The sequence below is a fragment of the Streptomyces sp. NPDC001492 genome (genome assembly GCF_053597275.1).
On record NZ_JBSFHW010000034.1, the window covers coordinates 71,129 to 86,061 of the forward strand.

Genomic DNA, 14,933 nt, shown 5'->3' on the forward strand with positions numbered 1-14,933 from the left:
CTACATTACCGAAACCGAATCAGTTTCAGTTCGGTGGTCGTACGACGGGAAGGGCGCCGCCGCCATGCAGGCCGACATCGTGTTCACCGGAGGGACCGTCAGAACCGGAGCCGCGGAGGCGCCGGTGCTCGACTCCCTCGCCGTCACGGGCGGCAGGATCAGCGCACTCGGAGCCGAAGCCCTCGCCACCCGCGGCAGCGGCACCACCGTGGTCGACCTGCAAGGAGGCGCCCTGCTGCCCGCGTTCGGCGACGGGCACGTGCACCCCGTGATGGGCGGCCTGGGTCTGCTCGGGGCACCCGTCCGCGAGTGCACCTCGGTGGAGGAGATCGTCGAGGCCGTACGGCACTGGGCCGACGAGCACCCGCAGGCCGAGTGGATCACCGGCGACGGTTTCGACGCCTGGCTCGCGCCCGACGGCCGGTTCGACGCACGCCGACTGGACGCGGCCGTCCCCGACCGGCCCGTGGTGCTGCGCACGATGGACCACCACACCGCGTGGGTGAACAGCGAGGCCCTGCGCCGGGCCGGGTTCACGGCCGCCACACCCGACCCCGACGGCGGGCAGATCGTACGCCGGGAAGGCTCCGGCGAACCGCTGGGCACCCTGCGCGAGTTCGCCGCCGTGCTGCCGGTCCTCGATCTCGTCCCCCAGCCGTCCCACGAAACCCAGGTGGACGCACTGCGCCAGACCGCCGCCCGGTTCGCGGCCTCCGGCGTGACCTGGATGCAGGACGCCTGGGTGGAACCGCACCACGCCGACGTCTGGATCACCGCGGCGACCACCGGTCCGGGGCTGCCGGTCCGTGCCGACCTCGGCTTCTTCCTGGGGCCTGACCACTGGCGCGAGCAGCTTCCCCGGCTCGCCGCCGAGCGTGAGCGTGTGGAGAGTGCCGCTCCTGGGCTGCTCACCGCGCACACGGTGAAGTTCTTCGCCGACGGGGTCGTCGAGTCGGGCACGGCCGCGCTCCTGGAGCCGTACACCGACTGCCCGCACTCCCACGGCATCGCCAACTGGGCACCGGCCGAACTGGCCAAGGCCGTCACCGCGATCGACGCCCTCGGTTTCCAGCCGCACATCCACGCGCTCGGCGACGGCGGCGTCCGGGTCGCCCTCGACGCCGTCGAGGCCGCGGCCCGCGTCAACGGCCCCGGCGACCGCCGCCCGGTCATCGCGCACGCCCAGATGATCGACCCCGCCGACCTGCCCCGCTTCGCCGCCCTCGGCGTGATCGCCAATCTTCAGCCGCTGTGGGCCCAGCCCGACCGGCTGATGACCGACCTCATCCTGCCGAAGATCGGCCCGGAGCGCGGCGCGCGGCAGTACCAGTTCGCCGCCCTGCTCGCCTCCGGCGCCCGCATCGCCTTCGGCAGCGACTGGCCGGTCACCGCTCATGAACCACTGCGGGGCATCGCCACCGCCGTGACCCGCCAGACGCCCGAGGGCATCCCCGAGGGCGGCTGGCTCCCCCAGGAACGGATCGGCACCGCGACCGCCCTGGCCGCCTACTCCGCCGGATGCGCCTACCAGGCGTACGAGGAGAAGGAATGGGGCGTCCTGCGCCCCGGAATGCGCGCCGACCTGGTGCATCTCGCCGCCGACCCGGTCGAGACCGCTGCCCGCGACCTCGCACACCTGCCCGTTCTGGGCACCTGGCTCGCCGGCCGGCAGACGCACGGCGCCGGCAGCACCGCCCCCGTGCCGACCGGACGGCGATAGCCTCCTGCTGTCGTCACGGCCGGGCCCGCGTGCCAGGGACAGTCCCCTCCCCCGTCGACCTCACGCCTCACGCGGAGACCTCCATGACCGAGCCCCACACCTCCACCGCTCCCCAACAGCCACCGACGACCCCCGGGGCGGACCCGACCGGCCGTCTGCAGCGTGCCTCGCTCGGCGTCAGCGACATCGTCTTCTTCGTCGTCGCGGCCGCCGCCCCGCTCACCGTCATGGCCGGTATCGCCCCGCTCGCGATCCTCTTCGGCGGTATCGGCGCCCCGGTCGCCTACCTGGCGGTCGGCGTCGTCCTGTGCCTGTTCGCGGTCGGCTTCACCGCCATGACGCCGTACATCCGCAACGCGGGCGCCTTCTACTCGTACATCGCCCGGGGGCTCGGCCGTCCCGCCGGACTGGGCGCCGCGCTGCTCGCGGTGTTCTCCTACAACGCCCTGCAGATCGGCACCTACGGGGCCTTCGGCTTCTTCGCCTCCCGCACCGCGAGCGACCTCCTGGGCGTCAACCTGCCCTGGTCGGTCTACGCCTTCGCCGGGATCGCCGTGGTGTGGTTCCTCGGCTTCCGGTCCCTCCACCTCGGCGCCAAGGTCCTCGCCGCGCTGCTGATCGCGGAGACCGCCGTGCTGGTGCTGCTCGCCGGGGCGATCCTCGTCAAGGGTGGCGCGCACGGTCTGCGCCTGGCTTCCTTCGCGCCCTCCCACGTCTTCACCTCGCAGATGAGCGCACCGCTGGGCCTCGCCATCGCCGCCTTCATCGGCTTCGAGGCCACCGCCCTCTACCGCGAGGAGGCCCGCGACCCCAACCGCACCGTTCCCCGCGCCACCTACCTGGCGGTCGGCTTCCTCGGCCTGTTCTACACGTTCGTCGTGTGGGTCATCGTCCAGGCCTTCGGTGACGACAAGGCCGTCGCGACCGCGGCACAGAATCCCGCCGAGATGTTCTTCACCGCCATGACCCGCTACGTCGGCTCGTGGGCCACCGACCTCCAGCGTGTCCTGATCGTCAGCAGCCTGCTGGCCTCCCTGCTCGCCTTCCACAACGCCATCACCCGCTACGGCTACGCGCTGTCCGCCGAGGGCGCCGCCCCCGCCCGCCTCGGCCTCGTCCACCCCCGGCACGGCTCGCCCTGGGTCTCCGGAATCGCGCAGAGCGTGCTGGCGGCCGTCGTCACCGCGGTGTTCGCCGCGATCGGAGCGCACCCGTACAACCAGTTCCTGCTCTGGGTGAACACGCCCGGTGTGGTCGGCATTCTCGCTCTGCAGACGCTCGCCGCCTGCTCCGTGGCCGTCTTCTTCCGCCGCAACCCCGGCACCGGCGCGGCCGGACGCCTGCGCACGATCGCCGCACCGGTGGCCGCCGCGCTCCTCCTGGCCGCGATCACCGGGCTGGTCTGCACCCGCCTCAATCTCTTCACCGGCGCCGGACCCGCCGTCAACTGGTCGCTGGCCGCGCTCACTCCGGTCGTCTTCGCGACCGGAGCGGCGCTCGCCGTGCGGATCCGCCGCAACCGGCCCGACGTCTACGCCAGGCTCGCCACCACCGACGTCGACACGGTGTGAGCGAAGGCCCACGGCCCCGTCGCGTGCCGCGACGTCACCGCGGCGGGGCCGCCGAGACCTGAGCGAAGCGTCCCGCTCCCGACACCCTCGCGAAGGGACGGGCAGAACCGTGCCAGTCCGGAGGTGCCTCGCCCGGCCGGCACGGATCTGCCCTTCACTGCCTATTCCTTGGCGGGGTGGTCCGTGGCCGCCACTCCCCCGGCCGGCCTCTCCTCACCGACCGGCTGAGGTCAGCCACCACGTCCGTCGGCGTTACGCCCCGGCCGCCTCGATGAACTCGCGCACGGCCGTGCGCGGGTCTCCCGAGCGGACCAGTGCCTCGCCGACCAGGACCACGTCGGCTCCCCAACCGCGGTACTCCGCGACGTCCTTGGGACCCGCCACTCCCGACTCCGCGACCTTGACGGTGGCTTCGGGGATGGCCGTCACGAGGTCGGCGAACACCTTGCGGTCCACGTCCAGCGTCGTCAGATCCCGGGCGTTGATGCCGAGGAGTTCGGCCCCCGCGGCAGCGGCACGCCGCACTTCGTCGGCCGTGTGTGCCTCCACGAGCGGCGTGAGGCCCAACTCCTTGCACAGCCCCATCAGATCGGCGAGTTGGCCGTCGTCCAGCGACACGACCATGAGGAGCGCAAGGTCGGCGCCGTGTGCGCGGGCTTCCCACAGCTGGTAGGGGTCGACGATGAAGTCCTTGCGCAGGACGGGCACGTCGACCCGGGCGCGTACGGCGTCAAGATCGGCGAGGGAGCCGCCGAAACGCCTGCGCTCGGTCAGCACACTGATCGCGGCGGCACCGCCGGCCGCGTACTGGGCCGCCAGGGACGCGGGGTCGGGGATGTCGGCCAGCGCACCCTTGCTGGGGCTTTTTCGCTTCACCTCGGCGATGATGGACACCCCGGGTGCCCGGAACGCGGGCAGCGGGTCGAGCGCGGGTGCCGCGTCGGCCACCCGGGAGCGCAGCTCCGCAAGAGGTGTCGCGCGCTTACGCTCCTCCAGGTCTTCGCGAACTCCCGCGAGGATGCCGTCAAGAACGCTCATCGTTGTCTCCCTGTATCCAAATCGTCTGCCGCGTGGGACGTGCCTCGGCCGGCCTGAGGCGGTGCGCCGTCGTCGTCCCGGTTGTCCTCAGAAGACGGTCCCATCCGGATCGATCATGGTGTGCATACCGGCCTGCGCGGGGCGCTGAAGGTGAACTTCTCACGGATGATCCATGAAGTGCCATGATCCCGACGGGGACGACCTCGAGGCTGCATGCAAGCGCTCGGCGTTTGCATGCAGCCTCGGTGTATTGAATCGATACCGTCGCGGGCGGCTCAGGCCAGGCCGAACCGCTCGGCGTGGATCTGCCGCTGGGGAACCTTCAGGGTGCGCAGTGAGCCGAGCACGGCCGCGGTCATCCCGGAGGGGCCGCAGACGTACACGTCGCGTTCGGCCATGTCGGGAACCAGTGCAAGGAGAGCCTCCGTTCCGAACGGCGAACTCCCCTCCCCCGTACGGCCGGTGAGCAGGTACAGCTTCCCACCGCGGTCGGCGACCAGGGCTCGTACCTCGTCGGCCAGCACGGCGTCGTTCTCGCTGCGCACCCGGTAGAGCACGACGACGTCGCCGGGCGTTTCCTCCTCCAGCAGGGCGCGGACCGGCGTGATCCCGACCCCTCCGGCGATCAGCAGCGCCCCGGGCCGCGTCCGGTGCAACGAGGTGAACGCACCGTACGGCCCCTCGACGAACGCGCGGGTCCCGACCGGGAGGTGCCGCAGACCGGCACTGGTACCGCCGACCGCCTTGGCGGTCAGGCGCAACGTACGGCCGTCGGGTGCCGCCGACAGCGAGAACGGGTTCGCCAGCCACCAGTGGTGGTGCCCGGGGAAGCGCCAGATGCAGAACTGGCCGGCCCGGGCAGGCAGCCTGTCCAGGTGGCGGCCGGTGACATGCACCGACACCACGTTGTCCGACTCCGGCACCACAGCCGAGACTTCGAACCGGTGATAGGCGTTGCGCCACACAGGTAGGACGATCCGCCCCGCGAGCAGGGCACCGAACGCGAACAGCCACAGGGCCCACCAGTAGATCCTGGCGAACGCGGAGGAGCTGAAGGTCGTGGTCTCCTGCAACTGGTGGACGAACGCCAACCCCAACGCCACGTACAGCAGCAGGTGCAGGCCGTGCCAGACCTCGTACCGCAGCCGCTGCCTCACATACCGGGCGGAGACCGCGGCGACCACGACGACGATCGCCGCGGCGAACATTCCGAGCAGGGAGGCCGGCACTCCGGCCAGCGAGAAGAACGTCTTCGTCATCGACGTGTCACCGAGCCTCGCGAAGCCCAGCACAATCAGCACGGCGTGGGTGAGGACGGTCCACACCAAGGTGAAGCCGACCCACCGGTGCCACACCGTCAACCGGTCCATGCCGACACGGCGGTCGAGCCACGGCAGCCGGGCCACCAGCAGCAGCTGGAACAACATCAGCACGGCGGCGTGCAGGCCGAAGAACTTGGCGACGGTGAGCACCCCGTTCTGGCCCGTCCCGGCGGTGAGGAACAAGACCTCGACGATCACCAAGTTGACGATGACGAACGTCCACAGCGCCCACCGCGCCGCAACCACCGGAGGTATGGTGCTTTGCCGCACCTGCGAAATCGTCGCCTCCACCGCTTCCCCTCTTGTCCAAGTGACGCACTCGCGCCCGGCACACAGGTCTCGAGAACCCCAGGGCCCTCACCCGGCGACCGTCCCGGCCGGTGTCGCTGGGTACGCTGAGTGATTAAGGGCTTAACCACAAGCCGTCACAGGGCTGTTGAGGTACACATGACGAGCTCGCGTGCCTGGCGGCGTCCCACGCTGGGCGTCGTGGCCGCACGAGCCGGGGTCTCCACCGCCACGGTGTCGAACGCGCTCAACGGCACCGGCCGCCTCTCCGAGGCGACGAGGCAGCGCGTGCTCGCCGCCGCCCGCGAACTCGGATACGCCCCGGCCAGTACGGCCCGCGCCCTGGCCCGCGGCAGCACCGGAGTCCTCGGCCTGACCATGACGACGTACGGCGACCTGCCCGTCCCGTACACCGAGATCCCGTACTACGCACAACTGGCACTGGGCGCCATGGCGGCGGCCCATGAACGCGGCTACCTGCTCACGGTGATGCCGAGTTCGATGTCGCCGTGGATGTGGCTCAACACGCCGATGGACGGCGTCATCCACGTCGGACCGCGTGCCGAGGACCCGGTGCGTGCCATCCTGCGGGAGCGCGGCATACCGATCATCAGCGAGGGCCGCCCGCCCGAGTGCAGCTGGCGCGACGCATGGGTGGACGCCGACCACGGAGCGGGCGTGCGCCTGTTGCTCGACCACCTCACGCACTCCGGCGCCCGGCGGATCGCGCTGTCCCTGCCCGTTCACGACGACGCGTACCCGCGTCTGATCGCGGACGCCTACCGGTCCTGGTGCGGCGAGCACCAAAGGCCCGTCCTCGTCGAGGAATACGCCACGCTGCCCGACTACTTCACGGCCGAACAGAACGCGGTCAGCCGGCTGCTCCGCCACGACCCACGACCCGACGCCGTCATCGGCGTCTACTCCGACTCCGGCCACAACATCCTCGCCGCCGCGCGCCACCACGGCCTGCGGGTGCCGCGCGACCTGCTGGTGGCGTGCGTCAGCGAGGACCCCGACTACGCGGCGACCACCCCGCCCCTCACCACCGTCAGCCTCTGCCCGGACCAGGTGGGCGCCGAAGCAGTCGACCTGCTGATCGCTGTCATCAACGGCCGCAGCGGCGTGGACCGGCGCAGACTCGTCCCACCCGCACTGGTCCCTCGTCGCTCCACCCGGCGGCCAGGGCGGCAAGACATGGGATGTCAACAGGGGTAACGAGACAGAAAACGGCCTCTCCTTGCCATTCATCCCAGACTTCCAGCTATTCATGGGATGTCTAAGTCGGTGTCGTGGTATCCATGCGGTTGTGCTTCGCATTCGCAGAAGGGACGCTGCATGAGAAGAACTTGGTTAATACCGCTGATCACGCTTGTCGCCGTCGCCCTCGGGGTGATGACGGCAGGGGTGACCCCTGCCTCCGCCGCCTCCAACACGCCCTTACGGGTCATGCCCTTGGGCGACTCGATCACCTGGGGCGTGGGCAGCAGCACCGGCAACGGCTACCGCGGGCCGTTGTGGAACCAGCTGACGGCGGACGGCCATCCGCTCGACTTCGTGGGCACGGTGCGGAACGGTTCGATGTCCGACCCCGACAACGAGGGCCACTCCGGATACCGCATCGACCAGATCGCCGCACTCGCGGACGCCTCGCTGACCCGCTACCGGCCCAACGTCGTGACGCTGCACATCGGTACGAACGACCTCCAAGGGGCCTCCGAGGTCAACACCGCCATCGGGCGGCTCAGGTCGCTGGTCGACCAGATCACCGCCGACGTTCCCGACGCGACCGTCCTCGTCGCTTCCCTGGTCGTGTCCACCAGCAGCTCGGAGGAACAGTTCCGGGGCGCCTACAACCAGGCCACCCGGCAAATCGTCAGCGACGCCCAGGCCGCGGGCAAGCACGTCGCATTCGTCGACATGAGCAGCCTGACGACGGCAGACCTGGCCGACCCCCTGCACCCCAATGACTCGGGCTACCAGAAGATGGCCGACGCCTTCCACCGCGGCATCCAGTCCGCGGACGGCGCCGGGTGGCTGAGGAACCCCGCTCCCGCGCCGGCGCGTGTGCAGTCCGGCATCGCCGGCAAGTGCATGGATGTCAACGGCGCCAACACCGCCGACGGGACCGCCGTCCAGATCTGGAGCTGTGGCGACAGTGCCAACCAGCTCTGGTCCGCCTACACCGACGGCACCCTGCGCTCCATGGGCAAGTGCCTCGACGCCGCCGGCGGGGCCACCGCCAACGGCACCAAGGTGCAGCTGTGGGCCTGCCACGGCGGCGCCAACCAGGTCTGGCAGCCCTACAACGGCGGCTACCGCAACCCCGCCTCCGGCCGCTGCCTCGACGTTCCGGGCTTCTCCACGACCGACGGCACGCAGCTCCAACTGTGGGACTGCAACGGCGGCACCAACCAGAAGTGGACCACTCTGACCGCCGGATGACCCCCGCTCCCGGGATCCGGCCCCTCTCCGGGCTCGGATCCCGGGAGCACATCGGTGGCGGGCCGACCTGCCGCCGCAGCGGGGTGGTCCCGCAGACAAGCCCGCCCCCTGACGGCCCTCATGGGCTGGCCTGGAGCCACCCGCGCGGGCGTCGAGGGAACCATCCACTCCTGTCGCTGCCGGGCGGGCCGTAAGCGCCGGACGCGGCGCTCGGCGGCAGACGGATCCCCACCGGAGTGCAGCGGCTCCCGGATCAGCCCGGCCGCACACCGGGCCGACGGGATTCACGCGGGGCCGACCGCGGCGAAGAACCGTTCCAGGCGCGGTTCCCCGGAGTGGTCGAAGACCGTCTCGGGCGGGCCCTGGAGCAGAATGCGGCCGTGGTTCATGCCGGCCCGACCACACCGAGGCCGCCGGCTGAACCGGCATCGCGCCATGGGGCGGGCAAGGGAGTGTGACGCGTGTGCAGGCGTCGCAGTACCGGCCGCGGAACCGGAGTTCCTGTGGCGCCTGTCCGTCGGACAGGCGTGCGCGTTGAGGCAGGTGGCCGTTACCGCCCTCGCGTCGAAGCGCGAGAGCAGACGTCCCAGACGACCATGCCGAGCATCGGGTGAGCCCGTTCGGAGGAGTGGCAGCAAGCTCGCACAGGTGCTGCCCGGCTGCCAAAGACACAGTCAGGGGAAGGCTGAGTGCCGTAGCCGGCCGCTACGGCACTCAGCGGTGCAAACCGTCGAGGCCGAAGGAACCAACGGCCTCACCCGGCGCGGTGCGATGTTCAGCGCTGCAGCGTGAGCACGCCCGGCCGGTACGGCAGCTGCTCGTACGGGGCGCCGTCCGAGTTGGGGGACCTGCCCTGGTAGAGGAGCTGCAGGTTGCAGGGGTCGATGGTCATGGTCTGGTCGGGGTTGTTGCGGACCAGGTCACCGTGGCTGATGTCGTTGGTCCAGGTGGCACCGCTGTTGGCCTTGCCCGCGAAGGGGCTGCTCTCGCTGGCGGCCTGCGGCGTCCACGAACCGCTCAGGCTGGAGGCCGTGAACGAGCGGAAGTAGCGCTGTTCACTCGCACCCCGAGCCTCGACGATCATGAGGTACTGGTTCTGGCCCTGAACCTTGTAGACCTGCGGCGCCTCGAACAGGTTCTTCACCGTGTCGCTCATGACCGTCGTGTACGACGAGCCGAAGCTGCCCGGGAAGTTCCCGATCGGCATGCTCGCCCGGTAGATGCTGCCGTTGTCACCGGCGAAGAACATGTACATGTTCTGGCCGTCGGCGATCAGGGTCGGGTCGATCGCGCTCCCGCTGGGGAGACTGCCGGTGAACAGCGGCTGCGGCGCGGACCAGCCGTTGGCGTTGGTGGGGTCGCTGGATGTGCGGTAGGTGAAGGGCCAGGCGGTACCCCAGCCCAGCGAGGCCAGCACCCAGATGTTCTTGGGCGCGAAGTAGAACAGCGTGGGCGCGACAGCGCCCTGGCTCATGCCGGTCTGCGTGGCCGAGGCCATGTCGGACCAGTTCGTGAAGGGACTGAACGTCATCGAGCCCCATCCCGATCCCGAAGAGTTCGTCGCGTAGACCAGGTGCTTGCCGTTGTACGTCACGTTCGTGAAGTCCTTCAGCGAATACCACCCGTTCGACGGCTGCGCCAACGGACCGGTCGAGCTCCACCGGTAGGTCGACGGGAGGGAACACGAGTTGGACGTCCCGGACAGGCCGGTCCACTTCTGATTGCCGGCGCCGGTGCAGTTCCAGAGCTGCACCGCCGTGCCGTTGGCCGTACCGGCACCCGAAACGTCCAGGCACAGGCCCGACTCCACGCCGACGACCGTGCCGTCCGCGTTCACCCGCCACTGCTGGTTCGCGCCGCCGTTACAGGCCCAGATCTCCACCCGGGTTCCGGCAGTGGTGGCGTGGCCCGGAACATCCAGGCACTTGTTGCCGTAAACGGTCAACTGGTTGCTGTCCGTCAGTGTCCACTGCTGGTTGGACCCGCCCGTGCAGTCCCAGATCTGCAGGAGGGTGCCGTCGGCCTGCCCGGCGTTCGGCACATCGAGACACCGGCCGGAACCAGCGCCGCGCAATGCGCCGCTGGTGGCCGCCTGGGCCGGGTTGGCTACGAGCATCGCAGCCACCGAGATCAGGGCCGCGACCACGGCGGCGAGCACCACAGACAGACGTCTGCGGCTGAAAAGTCTTGTACGCATGGGAACCTCGCATCCCTCGAGTGAATGTTCGTCATGTCGAACGTCGGTCGAAGTGTCGAGCAAACCGGAGGACCAGAACGAACGAGTTGAGGCTGAGATCTAGCGGTCGGCTGTGCCCGAGTCGTTCCACTGCGGAGCGCTGCCACCGTCGGCCGTGTGATGCGCGCGAGGCTCATCCGGCACCGTGGTTCGTCCTCTTCGATCGTCGGAACTCCGCCCGAACTGGACACCTTGGGCATGGCAACAGCCCGGCTCGGCAAGGAGGTTCGGGATCCATATGGGGTTCGGCTCCATCGCTCGTCTCCACTGCGACATGGGATGGATTAACGGATATGAACGTTGCCTGTGTCTAGTCTTGTGACACAACTTCCTATGCAGTGCGCGGAGAACGTCCGAACTACGCACTGACGGGCCACGGAATACATTGGGTGTTTCGACGGGTGTTTCGACGAGTGTTTCGACGATGCACGGCGACCCGAGAGTGAGGTGATCGAGCGCCGCGCGGCGGCTTCCCGAGTGTGAGGAATGGATGCTGCCGCCGTAGCCGAGGTTCCGTCGGTCAGGACGAGCTGCGCCTCCAGGTCGTCGCCGTCCTCCGGAATCTCGGCGATGGACTCCAGGAACGCCAGGGCTAGGGATAACCAGGGCTGGGGTCGCCGAGAGTTGTGGCCAGAACCCGGTGCAGCGAAGGAAACTCGAAAACCTCCACCGAGTGGTCGTACGTGTTGCCACGGATCGCAATATGACGTCCGTCAGCGCTGAAGAGCGAGTCTCGTAGCCGTCACAGTCCAGAATCAGCGCCCGGCGCAGCGGCCGCATCACGGCAGGCGCGGTCCCCCGATCGACGCGCGCGAAAAGGCAGTACGTGGCCCCCTGGTCGCTGGCGAGCGTGGCAACGAGTCCGCCTCCGGGATGCTCCGCGACTCCTGTGTCCCACGCGGGTCCGGCACTGATCGTCCCGGAGGCAAGGTCGAGGACGTCCGAGCTCTCCCACCCGCCGCCTTCGTCGCGAAACGACGGTGAACCCCACAGGGCCTTCCCGTCCGGGCTGAAAGCCGGACTGCGGCAGGTGGCCGTGGCCGAAGCACCTTCCCGTTCGGAAACCCCGGCAGGAGTCCAGCTGCCCCGCGCCGCAGTCCCCGATAGGGACTGGCATCAAGGGGAGGCATCGCCTCGCGTCTCGCCCAGCAGGACGCGGACCGACTCCCACGCCGTCCCCGCGACCGCCCGTAGTGCCTCGGTCGTCGCGCCGTCCCGGGCCCGGTGTGACATGCCCTGAACGATCACCCCGGTGAACTCGGCGACCGCACGTGCGTCGGTGCCTGCCGGGAGGGTGCCCGCGTCGATGTCGGCTCTGAGGTGGGCCTCCAGACGGTCGATGTTGGCGTTGCGCAGATCGCGGAGGTGGTCGGCGACCTGCTGGCCGGCGTCGGAGACCCGGGTGGCGGAGCCGATGATCAGGCAGCCGCCGGGACCGTCGATGTGAGTATAGGTGTCGGCCGCCTCGTACAGCAGACGATGGATCAGGGCGGGGGAACGGTCCTCCTCGTCGAAGGCGCGCTGCATGAAGCTGCCTCTGCCGTTGTTGTAGTACTCGACGGCGGCGAAGAAGAGTCCCTCCTTGCTGCCGAAGGCCGCGTAGAGACTGGGCGGGTTGATCCCCATCTCCCGGGTGAGGGTGGCAACCGAGGCGCCGTCGTAACCGTGCCGCCAGAAGGCGAGCATGGCCTTCTCCAGAACATCTTCGAGATCGAACTTACGGCCCTGGCCGCGTACGCCTGCCATCAGGTGCTCCCACGTCGTCGTCGGTGAGCGTGCTCTGTCGGGGGCGCGGGCCGGGGCATGGCTTCACGCCGGTGTGATCCAATATTCATGTAGCGATTGCTAAATGAATGATACTGTCGCCAGGCCGGTGAGGGGAACCGCTACGCCCAACAGGCGTGGTTCCTCCCCGCACCTTCATGCGCAGCATGGCGCGGCGACAGCGCGGTCGTCGGCCACGAAGCATCATGTCTGCACACTGCGAGGACTCCATATGCACAACAGTGCGTCATTCACCGATGGTCTGACCCGCCGTCACTCCGCCTCCCCCTCCTGGACAGTCGAGGCCGTCAAACAGGTCCGGTACCACGTCGTCGAGGCGTCCGGTCTGTTCGAGCCCGACAGCACCCAGCTGTTATCGGGCTGCGCGGACGCCTCGCTGCGGCCCGGGGACCGCCGTCTCGTCGTGATCGACTCCACCGTGCAGAAACTGCACGGGGACCGCATCACCCGCTACTTCGACCACCATGACATCGCGGTCACCCTCCTCCCCTTGCGCGCGGACGAAAGCGTCAAGCGGTGGGACCTGGTGACGGATGTGGTCGACGCGATGAACGACTTCGGCATCGACCGCAGGCGCGAACCGGTGATCGCCATCGGCGGCGGCGTCCTCCTCGACGTCGTCGGACTCGCCGCCAGCCTGTACCGGCGCGGCACCCCATACGTGCGCATACCCACCACGCTCGTGGGCCTGGTCGACGCCGGGGTCGGCGTGAAGACCGGGGTCAACTACGGGCAGGGCAAGAACCGGCTCGGCACCTACGCGCCCGCCGTGGCCACCTTCGTGGACCGTTCCTTCCTGAACACGCTCGACGCGCGCCACCTCTCCAACGGGCTGGCGGAGATCCTGAAGATGGCGCTGATCAAGTCGGCGGGACTCTTCGCTCTTCTCGAGGACTTCGGCCCGCTGCTGATCGAGGACCGCTTCCAGGGGAGCACTCCCGCGCTGGAGTCAGCGGCCCGCCGGATCGTCTCCGAGGCCATCCACCTGATGCTGGAGGAACTCCAGCCCAATCTGTGGGAACAGTGCCTGGAACGGTGCGTCGACTACGGGCACACCTTCAGCCCCACCATCGAGATGGAGGCGCTGCCGGAGCTGCTGCACGGTGAGGCGGTCGCCATCGACATGGCGCTCACCACCGTCTTGGGACGAATGCGCGGCGACGTCACCGAACACCAGGCCCAGCGCGTACTGGCGCTGATGGACCGGCTGCGACTGCCGCTGTGGACCGAGGTCCTGGCCCGCCCGGGAATCCTGGACGGCGCACTCGCCGACACAGTGCGCCACCGCGACGGACAGCAGCGGCTGCCGCTGCCGGTCGGCATCGGCCACCACCGCTTCGTCAACGACGTCACCCCCGAGGAACTGGACACCGCGCTCAAGGAACTCGACGACGCACGACGCCGGACCGGGCAGGACTTCGGACCGGCCGCCGGACTGGTAAGGGCCGGTGAGGCAGCGTGAAGTGGGACAGCCTCTACATCGAGGGCTTCGGCTCCTATCTGCCCGAAGAGCGTGAGTTCGCCGCCGAGATGGTGACCATCGGCCGCTACAACCAGGTCGAACACAGCAAGACCGGACAGGTGTCGGCCGCCGTGGCCCGGCCCGAACGCGGCGAGACTGCCCCCGAGATGGCGGTGGCCGCCGGACGCGCCGCGCTCGCGGACGCCGGGACCGACCCCGCTGACATCGATGTCCTGGTCCACGCGGTGGTCCTGCACAACGGCCTGGAGGGCTGGAACTGCGGTGCCTATCTGCAGAGCGAGCTCGCCATAGAGGAATGCATCCCGATCGAGATACGCACCGCGTGCGCGGGCGCCGTCGTCGGCATGGAACTCGTCGGCCGCTGGTGTGCGGGCTCCGGCAAGGGCATGGTGACCGCCTCCGACGCCTGGCAGTTGCCGCTCTTCGACCGCTGGTCCTCCGACAGCGGACTGGTCTACGGCGACGGCGCGGGCGCCATGGTCCTCGGCCACCACGGCGGCCCCTTCCGGGTCCTGTCCACCTCCGTGGTCAGCGACCCGCTGCTCGAGAGGATGCACCGCGGCAACGATTCGCTGGCGATGCCGTACTACGGCTCCGACGCCCCCATCGACCTGCGCCGGCGGGTCGCGGCGTTCGCCGAGATCCGCGGTACCGAGGAGTTCTGGACCCGGAACACCGCCGCACTGTCGCGCTGCGCCGAGACCGCGCTCGCCGACGCCGGCACCGCACACTCCGACATCGCCCACTGGCTGGTGCCCAACTTCGGCCGGACCCTGCTGCGCAAGCAGTGCTTCGGCCCGCTGAAGATCGACGCAGCCCAGACGCTCGCCGAACGCGGCTGGGAGATCGGGCACACCGGCGCCGCCGACCCCGTCGTCGGCCTCGACCTGCTGCACCGCTCCGGCGCCCTCACCCCGGGCGACCGGCTGCTGCTCACCGGCATAGGCGTCGGATTCACCTGGGGCTGCGCGGTCGTCGAGTACACCGGCGCGCCCGCACACACCACCGACACGAACGAGACGAAGGGGGGCGTCCGTTGACCGCC

The 14,933-nt window shown here is 69.5% G+C and carries 10 protein-coding genes; 6 read left to right on the plus strand and 4 right to left on the minus strand.

The features are described from left to right. The first annotated feature begins 64 nt into the window (after positions 1–64). Together ACWC1K_RS34755 and ACWC1K_RS34760 are read left to right on the plus strand one after the other, a co-directional pair. Positions 65–1,720 (plus strand): amidohydrolase, encoded by a 1,656-nt coding sequence (locus ACWC1K_RS34755; RefSeq protein ID WP_450836898.1) that lies wholly within the window; start codon positions 65–67, stop codon positions 1,718–1,720. 83 nt (positions 1,721–1,803) lie between these two features. Next, entirely contained in the window at positions 1,804–3,291 is a 1,488-nt protein-coding gene (locus tag ACWC1K_RS34760; protein ID WP_450836899.1) for an APC family permease, read from the plus strand. Positions 3,292–3,543: 252 nt separating this feature from the next. Here ACWC1K_RS34760 and trpC read toward each other — a convergent pair whose 3' ends face one another. Together trpC and ACWC1K_RS34770 are read right to left on the minus strand one after the other, a co-directional pair. Further along, a complete protein-coding gene (gene trpC, locus ACWC1K_RS34765) occupies positions 3,544–4,329 on the minus strand; it encodes an indole-3-glycerol phosphate synthase TrpC (RefSeq protein ID WP_450836900.1) in 786 nt (261 codons plus the stop codon). Between the two features lie 275 nt (positions 4,330–4,604). Continuing rightward, the gene (locus ACWC1K_RS34770; protein WP_450836901.1) at positions 4,605–5,897 is read right to left on the minus strand and encodes a ferredoxin reductase family protein; all 1,293 of its coding nucleotides are present in this window, start codon (positions 5,895–5,897) and stop codon (positions 4,605–4,607) included. 201 nt (positions 5,898–6,098) lie between these two features. On the opposite strand from ACWC1K_RS34770, the gene ACWC1K_RS34775 reads away from it, so the two are divergent. Both ACWC1K_RS34775 and ACWC1K_RS34780 read left to right on the plus strand, forming a co-directional pair. Further along, positions 6,099–7,157 carry a LacI family DNA-binding transcriptional regulator gene (locus ACWC1K_RS34775; protein ID WP_450836902.1) on the plus strand — a complete coding sequence of 353 codons (1,059 nt, stop codon included), beginning with the start codon at positions 6,099–6,101 and terminating at the stop codon, positions 7,155–7,157. Between the two features lie 120 nt (positions 7,158–7,277). Continuing rightward, positions 7,278–8,384 carry a ricin-type beta-trefoil lectin domain protein gene (locus tag ACWC1K_RS34780; protein ID WP_450836903.1) on the plus strand — a complete coding sequence of 369 codons (1,107 nt, stop codon included), beginning with the start codon at positions 7,278–7,280 and terminating at the stop codon, positions 8,382–8,384. Positions 8,385–9,159: 775 nt separating this feature from the next. On the opposite strand, the gene ACWC1K_RS34785 is transcribed toward ACWC1K_RS34780, so the two are convergent. Beyond that, positions 9,160–10,581, minus strand: a complete 1,422-nt coding sequence (locus tag ACWC1K_RS34785) for a non-reducing end alpha-L-arabinofuranosidase family hydrolase (RefSeq protein WP_450836904.1) — start codon at positions 10,579–10,581, stop codon at positions 9,160–9,162. A gap of 1,155 nt (positions 10,582–11,736) precedes the next feature. Beyond that, positions 11,737–12,366 (minus strand): TetR/AcrR family transcriptional regulator, encoded by a 630-nt coding sequence (locus tag ACWC1K_RS34790; RefSeq protein ID WP_450836905.1) that lies wholly within the window; start codon positions 12,364–12,366, stop codon positions 11,737–11,739. A 250-nt stretch (positions 12,367–12,616) separates the two neighbouring features. Between ACWC1K_RS34790 and ACWC1K_RS34795 the strand changes: the two genes are divergently transcribed. Together ACWC1K_RS34795 and ACWC1K_RS34800 are read left to right on the plus strand one after the other, a co-directional pair. Beyond that, positions 12,617–13,867 (plus strand): sedoheptulose 7-phosphate cyclase, encoded by a 1,251-nt coding sequence (locus tag ACWC1K_RS34795; protein WP_450836906.1) that lies wholly within the window; start codon positions 12,617–12,619, stop codon positions 13,865–13,867. After that, the gene (locus ACWC1K_RS34800) at positions 13,864–14,928 is read left to right on the plus strand and encodes a 3-oxoacyl-ACP synthase III family protein (protein ID WP_450836907.1); all 1,065 of its coding nucleotides are present in this window, start codon (positions 13,864–13,866) and stop codon (positions 14,926–14,928) included. Before ACWC1K_RS34795 ends, ACWC1K_RS34800 begins: the two co-directional genes overlap by 4 nt. Positions 14,929–14,933: the final 5 nt, after the last annotated feature.

What these genes read in the sequence shown, in the direction of transcription:
- ACWC1K_RS34755 (WP_450836898.1), top strand. Translation starts at nt 65, where the DNA reads ATGCAGGCCGACATCGTGTTCACCGGAGGGACCGTCAGAACCGGAGCC.
- ACWC1K_RS34760 (WP_450836899.1), top strand. Translation starts at nt 1,804, where the DNA reads ATGACCGAGCCCCACACCTCCACCGCTCCCCAACAGCCACCGACGACC.
- trpC (WP_450836900.1), bottom strand. Translation starts at nt 4,329, where the DNA reads ATGAGCGTTCTTGACGGCATCCTCGCGGGAGTTCGCGAAGACCTGGAG.
- ACWC1K_RS34775 (WP_450836902.1), top strand. Translation starts at nt 6,099, where the DNA reads ATGACGAGCTCGCGTGCCTGGCGGCGTCCCACGCTGGGCGTCGTGGCC.
- ACWC1K_RS34780 (WP_450836903.1), top strand. Translation starts at nt 7,278, where the DNA reads ATGAGAAGAACTTGGTTAATACCGCTGATCACGCTTGTCGCCGTCGCC.
- ACWC1K_RS34785 (WP_450836904.1), bottom strand. Translation starts at nt 10,581, where the DNA reads ATGCGTACAAGACTTTTCAGCCGCAGACGTCTGTCTGTGGTGCTCGCC.
- ACWC1K_RS34790 (WP_450836905.1), bottom strand. Translation starts at nt 12,366, where the DNA reads ATGGCAGGCGTACGCGGCCAGGGCCGTAAGTTCGATCTCGAAGATGTT.
- ACWC1K_RS34795 (WP_450836906.1), top strand. Translation starts at nt 12,617, where the DNA reads ATGCACAACAGTGCGTCATTCACCGATGGTCTGACCCGCCGTCACTCC.